The sequence below is a fragment of the Arcticibacter pallidicorallinus genome (assembly GCF_003002875.1).
GTDB classification, from domain to species: domain Bacteria; phylum Bacteroidota; class Bacteroidia; order Sphingobacteriales; family Sphingobacteriaceae; genus Arcticibacter; species Arcticibacter pallidicorallinus.
This window is the reverse complement of sequence record NZ_PVTH01000001.1, coordinates 124,555-142,546: the sequence shown is the minus strand read 5'-3', so window position 1 is coordinate 142,546 and position 17,992 is coordinate 124,555. Positions and strand designations below refer to the sequence as shown.

Below are 17,992 nucleotides of genomic sequence, written 5' to 3'. Positions count from 1 at the left end.
TTAGTTAAGCAGTCTGATGATATAGCTATATGAATATTGCTTCTCCAGCAGGCGGTATGGCTGATGAGGAAGTGCACCCCAGCTATTATCGCCACCTACACCGCGCTGCTTCAGATCGACGTTTAAAAAAACATTTTGACGTGGCTTGATGTCTGTTGGATGCTGCTGTTTCTTGGTCAATCCGGGGTCAAAGTCTTCTGTGCGATTATTCAGCGCACTGAAGCCGAGTGGTTGCAAACCTTCGATGTGGATACCCTTTCCTTTCCCATCGGTCAGACTCAGCCAACGAACATCTGTTTTATACCCGTTTTCCTGAGGGCGTATGTAAGTCCAGGTAGCCTGGTTTTCAACCTGATCTTTATAACGGCCAACAAACGAAGAGGCTTTACGATCACTGTAGTTCTCCCACGGCCCTCTACCGTAATAGCTTAGCGTAGAGAATGCACCTGGCAGCTCCATGGTCATTCCGAACCTCGGAAGTTCAGGCAGCTCCCTGCCCGACATGTCCATGGAAGCAGTGACCTGGATGGCACCATCGTTCTTGAAAAGATACTCTATTGTATACGGCACCTGAACACCGGAAAGCTCATACTCTACTTTCACGGGGATTCCAGCAGAGCTCTCCTGCCCTACTGTAATGTTCTTAACAAGCCTGTTAACATGTGCTGTTCTCCAGATACCAAGTTGGACCTGCATTCCGCTGCCAAAGTCATTGTCTGTCGGTGCCCTCCAGAAATGTGGTTCCGGGAACTGAATAATAGGGCGGGAGCCGTCCTTAGCGCCAAACCTGATGATCCGTCCACTGCGAGTATCGAACTCCGTAAGCACATCCCCCGCTGTCAGCTTAAGTATGTTATTCTCTTTTGATACCACCAGACGGCTATTGTTTTTTGATTCAAACTGGAAATAGTCGCCGTTTAACTTGAACTGCTCTCTGGCGATCTCATGTCCGGCAGGGACAAGCTCATCAGCTTGTTTGGTGTAAGCATAAACGTTCAGATAATACTCCGTTCCGGGAAGAGACTTCATAGAAGGAAGTTGCAACTTTACCTTTTTCTGCTGATGTGGTGCCAGGCTAACTATAAATGGAGCTTCCTTGATTTTCTCACCATTGCGGTACAACTCCCACTTGAAGTCGAATTGGTCAAGGTTTGTAAAATCAAAAAGATTGTGAATATTGATGGTTCCAGCAGCAAGGTCGCTGTTCTTAAAGAGTATATTCTGGTAGACCTTCTTAACTTCATACAGCCCTGGATGTGGTATACGGTCGGCAGAAATCAGGCCATTGGCGCAGAAGTTTTCATCGTTTTGCAGATGGTAACCGCCGAGATCTCCCCCGTAAGCCCAGAATATCTTTCCATCCGGCGAAGTGGTCTTGATACCCTGGTCTACCCAGTCCCAGATAAAGCCACCCTGCATGTGCTTGCTGCTCATGATAATATCCCAATACTCCTGAAAATTTCCGCTGCTATTACCCATAGCGTGAGCGTACTCACACATGATATAAGGGCGTTCTTTGTTTGCAGCTGCATAGCTTTTCATGTATTCAATCGAGGGATACATAGGGCAAACAATATCGGTATTCGAATCTTCACCTGACTGCTCAAACTGCACAGGGCGAGTATTGTCACGTTCTTTGATCCACTTGTAGGCATCAAAGAACACCTGCCCGTTTCCGCATTCATTCCCTAGAGACCAGATGATCACAGACGCGTGATTCTTATCCCGCTCGACTAATCTTTCGATGCGGTCCATGTGAGCAGGTGCCCACTCGGGAAGATAAGCGGGATGCTTTGATTTGTCTAACCACCGGTCATATGATACACCCATACCATGTGTTTCAATATTAGCCTCATCTACGACGTAGAGTCCGTATTGATCACACAGCTTATACCACAACGGATCGTTGGGATAATGGCTTGTACGTACCGAATTGAGGTTAAATTGTTTCATGAGTTGTATGTCCTTAACCATGAGCTCTCGGCTTGGCACCCGCCCGTTTACATCGTCATGTTCATGCCGGTTGGCTCCTTTGACCAGTATAGACATACCGTTTACCATCAGTTGAGCATTCTTGATCTCCACTTTGCGAAATCCTATCTTCGAACCTGTTACACCTAACGAGGTTCCCTTTTCATCTTTAGTGGTGATGATAAAGTCGTATAACGCAGGAGACTCGGCGCTCCATTTTGAAACATTATTAATTGTTCCGCTGAAATTAGCGGTATTGACATCAGACTTAATGTCAAGCTTCTGATCCTGAGTAAATACGGTCTTACCACTCTTATCCACCACGGCAACATTGACCGTAGCGACCTTAGTACTGGCACCTGTGAACTTCCTCAAATCTATCGAAGCTGTCAGCACGCCGTTTTTGTACTGATTGTCGAGATCTGCTTTGACGAAGAAATCCCAGACGCTGACTTTAGGAACGGCGACCAAGAACACGTCCCTTTCTATACCGCTCAGGCGCCAAAAGTCCTGATCTTCCAAATAGCTTCCGTCATGCCAACGGAATACTTGTACCGCTAAAACATTATCCCCTTTTTTGAGGTGATTTGTAATGTTAAATTCGGCGGGTGATTTGGAAACCTTCGACATTCCGACACGCTTACCATTCACATAGACTTCAGCGTATCCGGATATGGATGCGAAATGCAGAAGTACTTCGCGACCGCTCCAGTTCTCCGGAACCGTAAACGTTCGCCTATAGGTCCCTACCGGGTTATTCTCGCCGATAAAGGGTGGATTTCTGGGATGTGGATAGACAACGTTGGTATAGATTGGAACACCAAACCCTTTCAGTTCCCAGTTGGAAGGAACTGGGATATCGGCCCATGTTTTATCATTCAGATCGTCACGGTAAAAGTCCGTGAGTCGGTTTGCATACTTGTCTGTGTACACAAATTTCCATGTACCATTTAAAGTTTTGTGCCATTGGGATTTACTGTAGACGTCTGCCTTCACATCGGCAGCATGATCAAACAGCATAAAGGTGGCTCTGGGCTTTTCTTTGTTAAACTCGACTAGCCTCGGATTTTCCCAGTCGTTGTTTTGGGATTGACTGAAGGCCTGACTAATCATCAAAGATAGAACAACAAGGAGTTGCAACAATTTGCTTGTCTTCATTAATTTAGGTATATAATTGAGGTACAAAAATGCACTTATTTTCGAGAAAGCAAGGGGGGTAAATAACAATAAGAAGGGGATAAAGTGGTAGATATGTTATTTACTCAGTTTTGGAATCATTTTTTCACTGGCAGGCAGATTCTGAAACTCCTTGTAACTATCGTTCAGGTATAATAGCAGCTCAAAGTTTGAACTGCTAAAAGTCTCAGGAGAGGGGGTATAGCGCCAGATGAAGTTATTCAAATCTTCTCCCCTAAGCGGAACGTGAAGGCCGATATTAAGCGGACTAAAAATCTCTTTAACACGGCTTTCAACAGACCTCATTTTCTCTGCTTCGAGACGCTTCTTCCTGCGCTTCTCGTCTTTTTTCCAATACCAGACCCTGAACACAACGCCTCCGGCTGATGGGTCGTCATATTCTTTTTTATAAACCATGGACTGCCCATGAAAAACGGGACTTTGCCAGGATGATGGTGACGTCTTGAGGTGTCTGACTTCCACTTCCTGGAGAAGGTTGACTTTGGGAGATAAAAATACCTTAAGAGGCTGGAGAGTGTTCAGCCCTATGGTCTGAGTTTGATGAGCAAACATCGAAAACGATATGGAGTGACCTGGCTGAGCAGCTATAGAGAACTTTCCTTCTGCATCTGAGAAAGCTTTGGTGTTCAGCGTCTGATTGTGAACGGTTACATTCTTTAATGGCAACCTGGACGCAGAATCGACAACTGTACCTACGAGTTGTTGCTGCCCCATCAGCACACTTATACGAAAAAAAAGCACCACAAAAAGCAGATTAAATTTCATTTCTTCCGGTTTAAGGCTTACATAAAGATACCTAAGAAAAAAACAGGAAGAAGAAATTTAACATTCTTTCACACGGGTGCTCAATCGGAAGACTCTTCGTCATGAAACATGACGTGTCTACTCCTTTTTATTCCATTACGAGTTCTGTAAGCGCATCTTTTGTAAAGCCCTTCAACTCATTTGTGCGTTGCTCATAGATCTTCTTAACCCATTTCGGATCAGATAACAGAGGTCTGCCAACAGCCACAAGATCAAAGTCTCCTCGGTCCATACGGCGAAGAAGCTCATCAAGGGAACTTGGCTGAGAGCTTTCTCCAGCAAAGGCTGCCAGAAACTCACCTGTCAGGCCTACCGAACCGACGGTTATTGTTGCACTTCCGGTAACTTTTTTCACCCATCCGGCAAAGTTCAAGTCTGATCCTTCGAACTCTGGCTCCCAAAAGCGACGCTGAGAACAATGGAATATATCGATTCCCGCCTCGGCTAAGGGATTTAACCAGGCTTCGATCTCCTGTGGAGACTTGGCAAGTTGGTTGGTATACAATGAGGGCTTAAACTGTGAAATACGCAGGATTAGGGCAAAATCATCGCCTACCTGTTTGCGCACCTCTTTGGTTACCTCTACTGCAAACCGGGACCGTTCTGCAAGAGTGTTTCCTCCCCAGATATCACTGCGCCTATTTGTCTCTTCCCAAAAGAATTGATCAATAAGGTAGCCGTGCGCTCCATGAAGCTCTACACTGTCAAAACCCAGCCTTTTAGCGTCAGCGGCTGCGCGTCCGAATGCGGAAATCGTATCAGCAATATCGGAGTCAGTCATGGAGATTCCATTTACAAAGCCCGGACGGCCCATGCCCGACGGACCTTCAAAAGGCGCAGAAGGAAGCCAGCCAGAAGGGTGGGGATCCATAACGCCCATATGCCATATCTGTGGCGCCATCTTTGCACCTGCCTGATGAACACCGTTGACAACGTTTTGCCAACCATTAAGTCCGTCATTTCCGTAAAAATGAGGAACATTCGGATCATTTGATGATGCCTGACGTTCTATAACCGTACCTTCGGACAAGATGAGGCCTACATCGCCTTCTGCTCTTTTTTGATAATACTTCGCAACGTCTGACGTAGGAACTCCGTTAGGAGAAAAAGAACGCGTCATCGGTGCCATAACAATGCGGTTCTTAAGATTTAATGATTTCAGGCTGAAAGGCCTGAATAAGCTGTCTGTTTTCATTCTTGAAAAATTATATATCCGTTTGAAGGAGTTGGCTCAATGCGGCGAAAGCTTCTTCGTTCCGCTGGTAATAAGTCCACTGTCCTATCCTTGTAGACTTCACAAGGCCGGCCCTTTGAAGCACTGATAAGTATTCTGAAACAGTCGACTGCGTAAGTCCGGCCTTCTTTTGTATCTGGCCAACGCAAACTCCATTATCGAAGCCATATTGGTCCTGATCGGGAAAATTCCCCTCGGGATCCTTAAGCCAAATGAGGATCTGTAACCTGGTTTTGTTTGAAAGCGCTTTAAAAATTTCTACCTGATCCATGGCACAAAGATATATCGGAATTTCCCGATATATCGTTCTTGTTTTAAGAAATGACACAAGGATTGAATTAGAAAACGGACGCTTCTTTCCATTGAAGCTTTTTTAGAAGGCGATATTTAGAAGATTTACTATTTAGACAGCGAATACTATGAACTTCTATCTTGCCCTAAGAGCAAGTTCAGCAGACTTTAATTTACTTCCCTTGACAGATAATTTGATAGGGCCTGCTTTATTGCCCGACTGCACAAGAACTACCAGCTTTCCGTTAAACAGTTTCATTGTAGGAAGATGAAACTGCTCTAAGGAAGTCGCATCGCCATTACACGCCGCACGGTACGTTCCGTTGCCGCTAACGCTGAAAGTCAGCTGGTTGTTTGCGGTCTCACAAGGATTCCCCTTCTCATCCACGACAGAAACAGTAATAAAGGACATATCTCTCCCATCTGCATCAAGCTCGGTACGATCTGCTTCAAGTACAAGCTTACTTGGTTTGCCCGCTGTTATCACCGATTTTTCGGCAGCGGCATTTCCCTCTTTGTCGTAAGCAATAACCTTCAGGGTTCCTGGTTCATATTTGACATCCATCCACATCAGACGGTATCTGCTCTGAGGGCTTGAACTATTTTTTTTCTGCACGCCCATGCTCTTACCATTTATAAACAGCTCTGCACTGTCATAATTGGTATAAACAAACACCGGCGTTGTCTGCCCTTCTCTTCCCTCCCAGTTCCAGTGAGGCAAGATATGCAGGGTTTCATCCTTTTTGTTCCACTTGCTGCGATAGAGGTAGAAACGATCTTTGGGTAAACCTGCCAGATCATTTATTCCGAAATAGGAGCTCCTTGATGGCCAAAAATTATCATACGGCGTGGGCTCACCAAGATAGTCGAAACCTGTCCATACAAATTGTCCTATAACCCAGGGCTTATCGTCTTCAAAAATAAAATCATCCTCAGGAAGGTTTGACCAGCTGCAATACTCCAGATCGTAGGATGATGATTGATTGTCAGCATAAGTTTTCTCAATTCCTTTCACCACAGGGAACTTATACACCCCCCTTGAGCTTACGGTAGAAGCAGTTTCAGAGCCAAGAATGAACCCTTGTGGAAAAGACTTATATGCATCTTCGTAAAGATGAGTACGATAGTTTAGGCCAGGCACATCCAGCAAAGCGCCGAAGCCCGACGCCATTGTCGCCTTAACCTGATCCATCCCTACCGTCACCGGCCGGGTTGGATCCTCGCGATGGAAAATCTCCTGCAGCCATTTTGCGCGTTTTACGCCTTCGGCACCATACTGATCCGGCACTTCATTCCCCGAACTCCACATCACTATTGAGGGATGATTCCGGGTAGCATGTACAAGATTGACAATATCTTTTTCCGAATCGGTATTGAAAAAGCGGTTATATCCATTTTTCACTTTTGGTTTGGCCCACTCATCAAAAGACTCCGCTAGAAACATAAAACCCATCTCGTCGCATAGCTCTAGTTGTTCAATGGAAGGCATATTATGCGAACTTCTTATCGCGTCACACCCCATGTCCTTTAGAATCCGTAGCTGTCTGCGCAGAGCCGCTACATTGATCGCCGCTCCGAGGGGGCCAAGATCATGGTGAAGGCACACGCCTTTAAACTTACGCACCTCACCGTTAAGGCTAAAGCCCTTAGCCGCTGTGTAACTGATCTCCCGGATCCCGAATCTAGTGGTCGTTTCATCTTTCAGATCGTTTCCTACATATAGTTTCGTGACGGCTTTATAGAGATAGGGTGTTTCAGGACTCCATAGCTTTGGATTGTCTACAGCAAGATTTTGGTCGAACTCTTTACCATAAGGCATATCACTACTTTGCGTCGCAACTGTCTCTCCTTCGGAATTGATGATAGAGGTAACCAAACGGGCGTCCTGCCCCGACACCTTTGTTTTGATATTTACTTTAGCGAGCTCGGAGGATATAAACGGGGTTGTTATATAGGTACCCCATTGATCGATACTTACTTGATCTTTTACTACGATCTGAACCTTTCTATATAAGCCGGCTCCCGGGTACCAGCGCGATGATAGCCCCCTGTTAGACAGCTGAACGGCTAACAGGTTCTTTTTTCCGGCTTCGATATGTTCCGTGATATCAAAATAGAAGTAGTTATAACCAAAATTCCATTCCCCCACTTTTTTTCCGTTTATAAAAACCCTGGGTTCGCTCATAGCGCCCTCAAACACGATCATTACCTTTTGCCCGGGACTATAATCGGGGAGCGCAAACTGGTTTCTGTACCAGCCTTGGCCAATATAGGGCAGGGAGCCTGTTCTGCCGGTTTTCTCCGTCGGAATTTCCTCCCCGTTTTGCACAATGGCCACCGTTTGCTTATCGATCTCCTTATCGAAAGGACCGTAGATTGCCCAGTCATGCGGAACACTGACGTTTTCCCAATTCTTATCATTAAACTCCACCTGATAGGCCTGGTCGTTCTGACCTTTTTCAAACTTCCAACCCTTGCTTAATTCCGTGACAATGCGAACCTGAGAGTTAGCAGCGAGAGATACCATAAAAAGGGTCAGAACAAATAAAGATTGCTTTTGGGACATACTATAGAGTTTAAAGTTTTACTTTTCCATCCTTACCTTACCCTCTGCACCTTTCCGCTTAGCTGCCATGTATTCAGACGGCTGCATATTGAAGCGGGCTTTGAAGGATTTCGCAAAGTAGTTAGGTGTGGCAAACCCTACCATATAGGAAATTTGCGCAATATTCAGATCGCTTTTCTCCAACAGAACCGCAGCTCTTTCCAATTTGATTGAACGGATATACTCCACCGGAGACTGGCCGGTAAGTTCTAAGATCTTGTGATATAAAGATACTCTGCTCATCCCCACATGTCTGCTGAGGTCTTCTACAGACAATTTCGGATTATTCAGATTCTCTTCCAGATACAGCATAATCTTATTGAGTAATATGTTTCCCTGCGATTCAATCACCAATTCGGGAGCCTGCACTTTGATCTGCTTAGTATAGGTATCTTTCAGTGTCCGGTTAAGGACGAGCAAGTTTTTGATCTTAGCGTTCAGGATTTCAAAGTTGAATGGCTTCGTCATGTAATCGTTTGCCCCTGTTTGTAAGCCCCTGATTTGTTCCTCTTCGCCCGTGAGGGCTGTTAACAAAATGATTGGAATATGACTGGTGCGTTTGTCAGCTTTAACTTTGTTGCAAAGTTCTATTCCGTCCATAAAAGGCATACTTATATCGCTAACAATGATCTGTGGATGATGCGCGAGCGCCTTCTGCCAGCCCTCTTTACCATTAGAGGCCTCATAAACGCGGTAAAAACTCTTCAGGTTGTCTTTAAGGTAAAATCTGAAATCATCGTTGTCTTCAACGAGTAAAACCGTCGGCACGTCCGTCTTTGATAAATCTTCCTTTTCAGGTACGTCCTCAACTACCGGAGTTTCGGGTTCCTTAATATTATCATTGAATTGCTGTTCTGCAGCAATTGGTGCCGTAACACTATCAATTGCTTTTTCAGCAAAATTTTCAGACACAAACGGGAAATTAATAATAAAAGAGCTTCCTTTACCCTGCTCGCTTACCACACTTATACTTCCACCATGCATTTTTACAAACTCTTTGGTAATCGATAAACCAATTCCGCTACCCTGGTTTAGTGTTGAAGTGTTGGAATCTCCCTGGAAAAACCGGTTAAACACCTTATCCTTCTTGTCAGGTGCTATTCCTATACCTGTATCAGATATTTTAACCACTATGCCTGAGCCAACCGCTGCATCTTCACTATGGCGGATTTCCACTTCTACCTTGATGATTCCGCCTGCAGGTGTGAACTTAAACGCATTTGAAAGTACATTAAATAGGATACGCTCCAGTTTATCGTGATCAAAAGAAGTGTTGAAATAGTGGAGCTGGCTTTCAAAGACCAGGTCGATATTTTTCCGTGAACTGAGATCCCTGAATAATTCAGAGACATCTTTCACGAAAGAAACAAACTCACCTTCTGATAAGCTCAACTTTAGCTCCCGCTCCTCCATTTTCCGGAAGTCCAGGAGTTGATTCACCAGATTCAATAGTCTTCGGGCATTGCGCTTAATCATGAATAGGTGGCTGCTGCCGGATTCAAACTTTTCTTCCGATAGAAGAGTATCGACAGGACCCATAATGAGAGAAATCGGAGTACGGAACTCGTGACTTAAATTTGTTAAGAACTTGATTTTAAGCATATCAAGTTCATGCAGCCGTTCTGCTTCCTTTCGTTCCTGTTCGAGCAGTTGTTTTGCCTTGCTTCTTTCCTGTTCTGCTTCGAATTTCCTTTTCAAATTTCGAATTCCTCGATATCGTACATATAGCAGTATCCCAAGAGCTGTAGCAACATATAGTATGTAGGCATATATTGTCATCCAGAATGGTGGCTTTACGTGGATCCTAATCGATGTGACTTCCCCGCATTTCGTTCCGTCAGCATCGCAGGCCCTCACCTTGAATATATAGTCTCCAGGGTCAAGGTTGGTGTATGACGCAGTTCTGGATTGGCCGACGTGGTTCCATGACTTATCGAAGCCCTCTAACATGTACGCATACCGGTATTGTTGGGAAGTAACATAACTCAACGCGACGAAATCCAGGGAGAAGTTTTTAGCATAATCAAGATAAATATCTCGCGAAACGGTGATATGTTCATCTATTGGCGAGTCCTCACCGGGAACAGCCACTTTGTTGTCCACTTTCAGTTCAGTAACCAACACAGATGGAACTTCCACATTCGTTTTTAAGTTTGCCGGATTGAAGTGATTGAAACCGTCCTGACCACCAAAAAACAGCTCACCATCTAAAGTCCTGAGTCCTGCACCGCTATTAAAATTACTATTTTGAACACCGTTGTGAGTATTATAATTATGGAACTTCTTGGTCTTCGGGTCGAAACTGCTAATTCCGGAGGTGGTGCTCAACCATAAAAGCCCTCTTCCGTCCTCTATAATTTCATAGACTGCTGCATTTGATAATCCGTCCTTTTCTGAATAAGTAGTAAACTGACCGGTTTTTTCGTTAAACAAACTTAGGCCTCCCCTCGTGCCTACCCATATCTTTTTGTTCCTGTCCATGACGACAGACAGAACTACATTATTGGGAAGCCGGCTATTAGTTTTATCATAGAGTTTGAAAGATTCATTTTGGGGTTTGAATACAGCCAAGCCCGAACCATGGGAGCCGATCCAAATATCCCCTCTGCTGTCTTCTTCTATCGCCCGGATATAACCGTTGGTAGGTAAGCGGGGAGTACCTGCTGCAGATGTGTTTTTATATATTGATCTGAAAACTTTTGTCTCCGGGTTATAGACACTTATACCATCTCCGTTGGTGCCAATCCATATATTCCCCCTTGAATCTTCTTTTAAGCAGAACACACTATTGTTGATAAGGCCCTTAACCACTCCATTTTTAGCGTATTGCTCATATTTACCCGTACGTACATCAAGTGCAAAGAGCCCATTAACATAAGTGCCAATCCATAGCTTACCGTCTTTGCTCATCTCAAGCGAAAGAATAGCCAGCTTAGCTGAAGCAGCATTTGTTGGCTTCAAGTCGAAATGACGGAACAGCCCGGTGCGACGATCAAATAAGTTTAATCCACCTCCATCTGTTCCAATAAAAATATCGCCGTTGGCAGCTTCCGCAAAAGATGTTACGTTTGACGAACTCAAGCCCCGGTCATCGAATGGGTTGCTTCGCTTTAGGTTGAAGAGGTTGAGGTTTACATCTGACTTATTGATACCCCCTTTATAGGTACTTACCCAATGCGTGCCGAGGTCGTCAATATAAATATAACGGACTGATTTACTTGCCAGGCTGTAGATATTGCGACTGTCTGGCTTGTAAACATCGACCTTCCCAGAATGAATGTCCAAAACACTGATTCCGTCCTCAGTGCCTAACCATAATCCACCGTTGCGGTCTGCAACTACCGAGTAAATCTCGCTGCTGCTTATTGCACCTTGACCTTCACCATAACGAAATCTTTTAAACCTTCTCCCATCGGGCAATAGCATTCCAAGTCCCCGATCCGTACCAACCCAAATGACGCCGTTCGCGTCCTCTTCCACACTTCTCACCGCATTACTTGGCAAACTACCTTCGTCGCCCGGAACATTTATGAACTGAGAAAAGGAATTTTTCGCCCTGTTGTATAAAAACAGTCCATCTGCCGACCCGACCCATATTCGGCGTTTGCTATCTTCAAAAATACACAGCACGGTCTTGCTTGCCAGACGCCCACTATTGACGGGGCCGGTCAAGAAATTACTGAGCTTCCCCGTGCTGGGATTTAATACACTTAAGCCATTAACATTGGAGATCCATAGATTATTTGCATAGTCACTCGCAATTGCTCGTATAACATTATTTTTACTATTGAATCCCTTATGAGAAGACAGTGTTCTGAACTTGTCTTTTTTTCTGTCATATGAACAAATGGAGCCACCATTGGTGCCTATCCATAATGTCCCCGAGCGGTCTTCATGCAAAGCAACCACCTCATTTGTCGGCAAGCTACTACTATCACCGGCAATGTGCCTATAAACGGTAAAACTGGTGCCGTCATACTTGTTCAACCCATCCTCGGTGGCAAACCACATGATGCCAAAACGATCCTTCAGAATCGCCGTAACAACGTTAGACGACAGACCATCCTTAGATGTCAGAGACGTGAAATTTATTTTTTTTTCTTGGGCGTATATCCCTTGCAGGATAAATAAGAACAGGATACAGAAACAGGAAAATGGTTTGAATATTAAGCAGTTCAACATAGGTACAAGACTCCTCTTAGATACCATTTTGACGTTATCTGATACTCTTATGTGTTAAGGTAATTGATTAGAGTTACAAACTACACAAAATTGGCCAAACGAAAATACACATAAATTTGAGGCATTTAAAGCAAATGTCTTTTTCAGGTGTTTCCGTCTGGCCAATTATAAATGCGGAAGGATAACTTCCTTAAATTCTCATGCGCCGGTAAAAGAGTATGATTACTTGTCCGTTCTGAAAGGCGATGCAGGTAAACCAGCAGAATTATAGAGGTTTGCACCGGCAGGATTATCTGACCATGCATATCTGACATACTTAGGGTTATTCATTCCCTCCGCCCAAACGATAACCTTGTTCCCCTCAATTCTGGTCTTAGCCCAGACGAATTTCTTACTATCATCAGATATAGAAAAGTGCGAAAGTTCCTCGCCATCGCTTGCAACCAAGCCACTGCCCACATGATCAAAATCAATGATTATTTTATTCCCGTCTATTCGTGATGATTTAAATAGTGGTCCCGAAGAAACGAGATGCCGTTCATTATAAACAAGCTTTCTCGCCGCGAGGGCCAGCCTTTCTCCAACATCTTTTTTGTTATCCGGGTGAATATCATTCCATTCGCCTAAATCTATCGTCACTGCCATGGCAGTATTTGGCACACTTAATGTCTGCAAAGCAGCCTCACGCAAAATAGGCCACCCCCCTTCAGTTGGAAGATAGTTGGCGTCACCAAAATTAGGAAGCTGTACATATAAAAACGGAAGTGAAGGCTGATAAAATACTTGTCGGTAGTCTTTGATTAAAGCGGGTAGTAGTTTATAATACTCCGTTGCATTGCCTGAATTGCTTTCCCCCTGATACCAGAGAACCCCCTTTATGGCGAAATTAGTCGCAGGAGCTACCATCGCGTTGAACAGGGAGGTCGGTTGACCTTGAGCAGAGATAGGTTCAACATTACTTCGTCTTACAGGTGTATAAACTTCGCCGACCTTATAGTGCCAGTATCCCGTAAGTTCAACAGTCTTTCCATTCGCCTCTACGAAATAAGGCTTATCTGGTACAAATCCTCCCTTACCTCCGTTATTCTGCACCCGCACAACTAGTATATTTTTACCCGGCTTAAGAATCCCCGGCGCGACAGAATATCTCCTTTGAGGGTATTGATATCCCGTTTGTCCAATTTGCTTACCATTAACATATACCACATCGGCATCGACTATTCTCCCCAAAAATATCTTTGCAGGGACCCCGGTCATTTCCTGGGGAATATCTATTTCCCTCCTATACCACACGACACCGTTCAGATCTCTTACTCCCTGATCTTCCCAGTAGCCGGGAACGCTTATGCGCTGCCAGCCTTTCGGAACATAATTGGTCTCGTACCATTTCAACTCACCTGTCAGCCCTTTGTCGACAATAGTCCTGGGCCGCCTCTGACTTGCAGCTGCTTGTCGGTTTCTTTCGTTTACATACGATGTATCTTTATTCCTTGTGATGGTTGCAGCGATCTCTGCGAAATCCTTCAACCCATCTTCGCTGGTCCAGGCCTCTATCGGAGTACCGCCTACGCTCGTATTAATTATTCCTATCGGCACACGATGTTTCTGATAAATCTGTCTCGCGAAGAAATAAGCGACCGCAGAGAAGTCATCAACATTTGTGGGATTAGCCCACTTCCAGCTGCCGCTGGAATAATCTTTTTCAGGACCGGTTAGACTGGTTGTTGTCGCCACCCAGAATTGCCGTATCTCCGGATAGTTCGCTTCTGCAATATCGGAAGCGTACGTAATATTGTGTAATGACATCTGGTGCACCATGTTCGACTGGCCGGCACAAAGCCATACATCTCCTATAAGAATATCTTTAAGTTGAATGGTATTTTTCCCCTTAATATTCATAACATAAGGTCCCCCAGCTTTCATCGCCGGAAGCACAGCATTCCACTTTCCATTAGAAGCGGCAATTACTGATGTCGATTTGCCGTTAAACCGAATGCTCACCTTTTCACCTGGCGAGGCCCAACCCCATATTTTAAGCTTCGTATCGCGCTGCAGCACCATACTATCCCTTATGAGCCGGGGAAGCGTTACCTGAGAGAAAGTGCTTTGAAGAAAGAAAAAATTCAGGGAAAGTAAAAAAAATAATTTATTCCGATTCATAAATGGGTAGCGAATATGTGTTTAAAAATTAGCGGTTATACAATGGCATTTATTCTACTTTTGGTGAGTTGTTCGAAAATATCCAACTGAATGGGTTTCTGGTCTAAACCTTTTTAGGTACCTTTCTCTAACCTCGCGGGCTCAACATAAAAAGTTCTTTGGCTATTTCCTGGAAGTAAAGATAGATTGAATCACAATTGGTGACCGAAAGCATTCGTTATAGTTTGGGTAAAAATGTTAAATCAAGCATCATCCAACTTTGACATTTTATTTAAAGCAAAGACAGTCAAGTAGATAATTGCAAACATAGCAGCACCATCCCACCCAGATCATGAATAGGCAATGGCTGACAAGAATTTTAAAAAATAAAGATATTGCTGTAAAATGTGTTATTTTAACTTTTGATCCTGACAATCGATCGGGTCAAATTTAAAACGTCCCCTTTCAAAATCGATTGCAGTCCCCTTCTTAAAATAAGACTTGCCCAGATAAGACTCGATTTCCCCGACACCCAGAAGCAGCCTATTGTTATCTTTCAAAAACGCAAGAGGATTTTTATAAATCGTCTTACTTTCCCCGGTCGTAAACGTGTAATTTACATACAAAGTATCACCTTTGAACTCTCCATCAAGACCGCCTTCATTGTCTGGTTTTTCAGAAAAATCAATTAACAATTTTCCGCTGATCTTACCGTCGGCACGGCTGTCCAAATTAAGGTAGGCTGTATCCGGACCGTCAATGGCAACATAACACTGAGTTTGCTTAATCAGATCTTCTGCAGTTTCATTATTTTGCTGAGACTGTTTACCTTCTTGGCCGGAGCCGCATCCGAAAAAAACAGCGGAGACCAAAAATAAAATGGCGGGAATGTTCGTTTTCATGCGCTTTAGATTTATAGCTAAAAATAAGCAATCTTGGTGACATTCTTAAAAAGGCCCGCGAAAGGGTGACCATTGTGTAGTGATACACCCTCTTCCAACCACGATTATCAAAAAGTTAAGCCTGCTCGAAATAAATCCTTTCTCAATGACTATAGTCGACAATGTTTAAATGTTAAAAATAAATTTTCACGGAAATACCAGAAATGAAAGTCTGCAAAAACTCACTAGCTTTTGAGCTTCAAAGTCACTTTTTTGCCGTTATAGTTTACTAATTGACCGTTAGAAGCACCATCCATTTGTTCACCGGCAACAATAACATTGAACTTTCTGGCTTTCAGCATCCCCGGGAAAGACCCTTTCCTGTTACTTACGACCAAAGTCTTTTTCACATCATCCCAGTTAAACGTGATCGTAGAATAAGCTCCCTTTTCATAATTATAATTATCGTTCTCATCCTCATACAAGGTAAAGGATCCACTCGCACCGGGATATATCCGGATTTCCAGATTATCCCATTTCTTTTCTTCCGCATATTGCACCTTGGGACCAAAAGGAATAATAGAACCGGCTCTGACATAAAGGGGGATAATATCAATCGGGGTCTCTTTATTCACAGTACTGCCACCGCCGACTTTTTCGCCTGTCCAGAAATCATACCAGCTGGTTCCTCGAGGAAGATAAACAGCTTTAGCCTTGACTTTGCTGAAATCCTCGGACGGAACCCCGGCTCCCTGCGCTCGCTCGATGTACATCGCCTCGGTAACAGGCGCCACCAGGAAAGACTTACCAAACATAAACTGATCATTAATATTCAAGGCTTTATGATCCGACGCGAAATCCATCATCAGGGCTCTCATCATACTGGATTGTTTATTCGTCACATCCCAGGAGGTAGAATAGATATAAGGGAGCAAACTATATCTCAGATGAATAAATTTCTCAAGTGCATCATAAACCCTATCTCCCTTTTTACCAAATTGATAGATCTCCCGTGGAGCGTCTGCTCCATGTGAGCGCATCATCGGAGTAAATGCGGCAAACTCAAGCCATCTGGCATATAACTCACGGTACTCAGGATCATTCAGCTTTGCGGGAAATTTGGAAAGAAAAAAGCCGCCTATATCGCTGTTCCAATAGGGAATCCCCGTTAGCGAAAAATTCAGTCCAGCTGATATCTGATTTTGCAGTGCCTGCCAGGATGCTGTTACATCACCCGACCAGGTATTCGCCCCATAGCGCTGCTGACCGGCGAATGCTGAACGCGTAAGTATAAAAACTCGCTTTTCACGGCTCTCTGCTTTCTGACGCTCCGCTACTCCTCCTACCGTCATCAACGGATAGGCATTTCTAACCTTTCTGAAGGATCCCAGATAGGTCTTATTGTCAAAGTCCTCTGGCTTAAAGCTGAGGTGATCTGGCTCTGTGGAATCCATCCACCACCCGTCCATACCGAGGGAGAAAATTCCCTTTTTCAGATATTTCCAGTAGATATCGCGTGCAAGGGGATTGTATGCATCGTAAACCCGGACACCTGAAGGATAGTCCATATTTGGCGGCCAGGTATCTGTGCCCGCCTGTGGCCAAGTTTCAAAGTTCAAAAGCATATTTTGCTTCTCCATTTCTCGATAGGGCTTGGTATGAGGACCAAAAGAAGACCAGATGGATATGATCATTCTGGCATTCAGGGCGTGTACATCATCAACCATCTTCTTTGGATTATAGAACTCACCATTCAGAAACTCCATTCCATTCCACAGATAATTGTTACCCCAGTATTGCCAGTCCTGAATAATACCATCCAGGGGAACCCCCAGCTCACGGTATTTTTGTACAACACCGACGAGCTCATTCTGACTTTTATAGCGTTCTTTACTCTGCCAGAAGCCAAACGTCCAGAGAGGGAACATGGGCGACTGCCCTGTCAGATCACGCATCTTCGCGATAACCCCATCCGCGTTCCCTCCATACATGAAGTAGTAGTCGACTCCCTCACCCACTTCTGATCTGAAGCTTGTTCCCTTTACATTGTCTTCGAAGACCGTTGGTGAATAGTTATCCCAAAAAACACCATAGCCTTTAACAGAGTGTAGAAAAGGGACGTAATCATCTGTATTTCCCTGGACCATGTTCATCCTGAGGTTGCGTTGAACCATCTTCCCTTGTTGCTGTGAACCCAAACCATATACACTTTCATCTTTTTCAAGCTGAAATACCTGCGTCACAGTATGCGTAGAGCTACCTGCATCATTGAAAGGAGTAAATGATGCCCCGGCAACCTGTTCTTTCAGAAGATTATTCTCCTTCGAAGTTTTATAAGAGACCTGACCATTCTCTTGATTATAGACCACAATCATCTCAGTACTGCGCAACTCGATCTCATCCCCCACCTGTTTCACGCTGAAAGACGTTTTCTCCGGGGTTTTAGTCACCGATAAACTTTCCTTTGCTACCAGGCCAGGTCCAGGGGACTTTAAAATCCGCACAATCGACGGGGAATAAAACCGGATTTCAACCTCACCTGAACCAAACGTCGTTTTGACGCCTGCTTCGGTCCGTTGAAAAGTCTGTGCTCGTAAGGCAAGGAATGCACCCGAGAATATGAAAATTGCTGTAAATAAAAAGCCCTTAGTCATGCTGATTCTTCTTATGGTCAATCACAAAAGAATT

The 17,992-nt window shown here is 44.3% G+C and carries 9 protein-coding genes; all 9 read right to left on the bottom strand.

The window, feature by feature from the left end:
• The 9 genes from lacZ to B0I27_RS00580 all read right to left on the bottom strand — a co-directional run bounded on the left by lacZ (position 1) and on the right by B0I27_RS00580 (position 17,958).
• A complete protein-coding gene (gene lacZ / locus B0I27_RS00620; protein ID WP_106290362.1) occupies positions 1 to 3,129 on the bottom strand; it encodes a beta-galactosidase, LacZ type in 3,129 nt (1,042 codons plus the stop codon).
• A 96-nt stretch (positions 3,130 to 3,225) separates the two neighbouring features.
• Positions 3,226 to 3,933, bottom strand: a complete 708-nt coding sequence (locus tag B0I27_RS00615) for a carboxypeptidase-like regulatory domain-containing protein (RefSeq protein WP_106290360.1) — start codon at positions 3,931 to 3,933, stop codon at positions 3,226 to 3,228.
• Positions 3,934 to 4,060: 127 nt separating this feature from the next.
• Positions 4,061 to 5,167, bottom strand: a complete 1,107-nt coding sequence (locus B0I27_RS00610) for an NADH:flavin oxidoreductase (protein ID WP_106290358.1) — start codon at positions 5,165 to 5,167, stop codon at positions 4,061 to 4,063.
• A 10-nt stretch (positions 5,168 to 5,177) separates the two neighbouring features.
• Positions 5,178 to 5,477: an ArsR/SmtB family transcription factor gene (locus B0I27_RS00605; protein WP_106290356.1), complete on the bottom strand. Its 300-nt coding sequence runs from the start codon at positions 5,475 to 5,477 to the stop codon at positions 5,178 to 5,180.
• A gap of 156 nt (positions 5,478 to 5,633) precedes the next feature.
• A complete protein-coding gene (locus tag B0I27_RS00600) occupies positions 5,634 to 8,063 on the bottom strand; it encodes a DUF4982 domain-containing protein (protein ID WP_106290354.1) in 2,430 nt (809 codons plus the stop codon).
• Between the two features lie 18 nt (positions 8,064 to 8,081).
• Entirely contained in the window at positions 8,082 to 12,284 is a 4,203-nt protein-coding gene (locus tag B0I27_RS00595) for a hybrid sensor histidine kinase/response regulator transcription factor (RefSeq protein WP_181276639.1), read from the bottom strand.
• 222 nt (positions 12,285 to 12,506) lie between these two features.
• Positions 12,507 to 14,444 carry a sialate O-acetylesterase gene (locus tag B0I27_RS00590; protein ID WP_106290350.1) on the bottom strand — a complete coding sequence of 646 codons (1,938 nt, stop codon included), beginning with the start codon at positions 14,442 to 14,444 and terminating at the stop codon, positions 12,507 to 12,509.
• Positions 14,445 to 14,833: 389 nt separating this feature from the next.
• The gene (locus B0I27_RS00585; protein WP_106290348.1) at positions 14,834 to 15,325 is read right to left on the bottom strand and encodes a hypothetical protein; all 492 of its coding nucleotides are present in this window, start codon (positions 15,323 to 15,325) and stop codon (positions 14,834 to 14,836) included.
• 224 nt (positions 15,326 to 15,549) lie between these two features.
• The gene (locus B0I27_RS00580) at positions 15,550 to 17,958 is read right to left on the bottom strand and encodes a glycoside hydrolase family 31 protein (RefSeq protein WP_106290346.1); all 2,409 of its coding nucleotides are present in this window, start codon (positions 17,956 to 17,958) and stop codon (positions 15,550 to 15,552) included.
• Positions 17,959 to 17,992: the final 34 nt, after the last annotated feature.

What these genes read in the sequence shown, in the direction of transcription:
- lacZ (WP_106290362.1), bottom strand. Translation starts at nt 3,129, where the DNA reads ATGAAGACAAGCAAATTGTTGCAACTCCTTGTTGTTCTATCTTTGATG.
- B0I27_RS00615 (WP_106290360.1), bottom strand. Translation starts at nt 3,933, where the DNA reads ATGAAATTTAATCTGCTTTTTGTGGTGCTTTTTTTTCGTATAAGTGTG.
- B0I27_RS00610 (WP_106290358.1), bottom strand. Translation starts at nt 5,167, where the DNA reads ATGAAAACAGACAGCTTATTCAGGCCTTTCAGCCTGAAATCATTAAAT.
- B0I27_RS00605 (WP_106290356.1), bottom strand. Translation starts at nt 5,477, where the DNA reads ATGGATCAGGTAGAAATTTTTAAAGCGCTTTCAAACAAAACCAGGTTA.
- B0I27_RS00600 (WP_106290354.1), bottom strand. Translation starts at nt 8,063, where the DNA reads ATGTCCCAAAAGCAATCTTTATTTGTTCTGACCCTTTTTATGGTATCT.
- B0I27_RS00595 (WP_181276639.1), bottom strand. Translation starts at nt 12,284, where the DNA reads ATGTTGAACTGCTTAATATTCAAACCATTTTCCTGTTTCTGTATCCTG.
- B0I27_RS00590 (WP_106290350.1), bottom strand. Translation starts at nt 14,444, where the DNA reads ATGAATCGGAATAAATTATTTTTTTTACTTTCCCTGAATTTTTTCTTT.
- B0I27_RS00585 (WP_106290348.1), bottom strand. Translation starts at nt 15,325, where the DNA reads ATGAAAACGAACATTCCCGCCATTTTATTTTTGGTCTCCGCTGTTTTT.
- B0I27_RS00580 (WP_106290346.1), bottom strand. Translation starts at nt 17,958, where the DNA reads ATGACTAAGGGCTTTTTATTTACAGCAATTTTCATATTCTCGGGTGCA.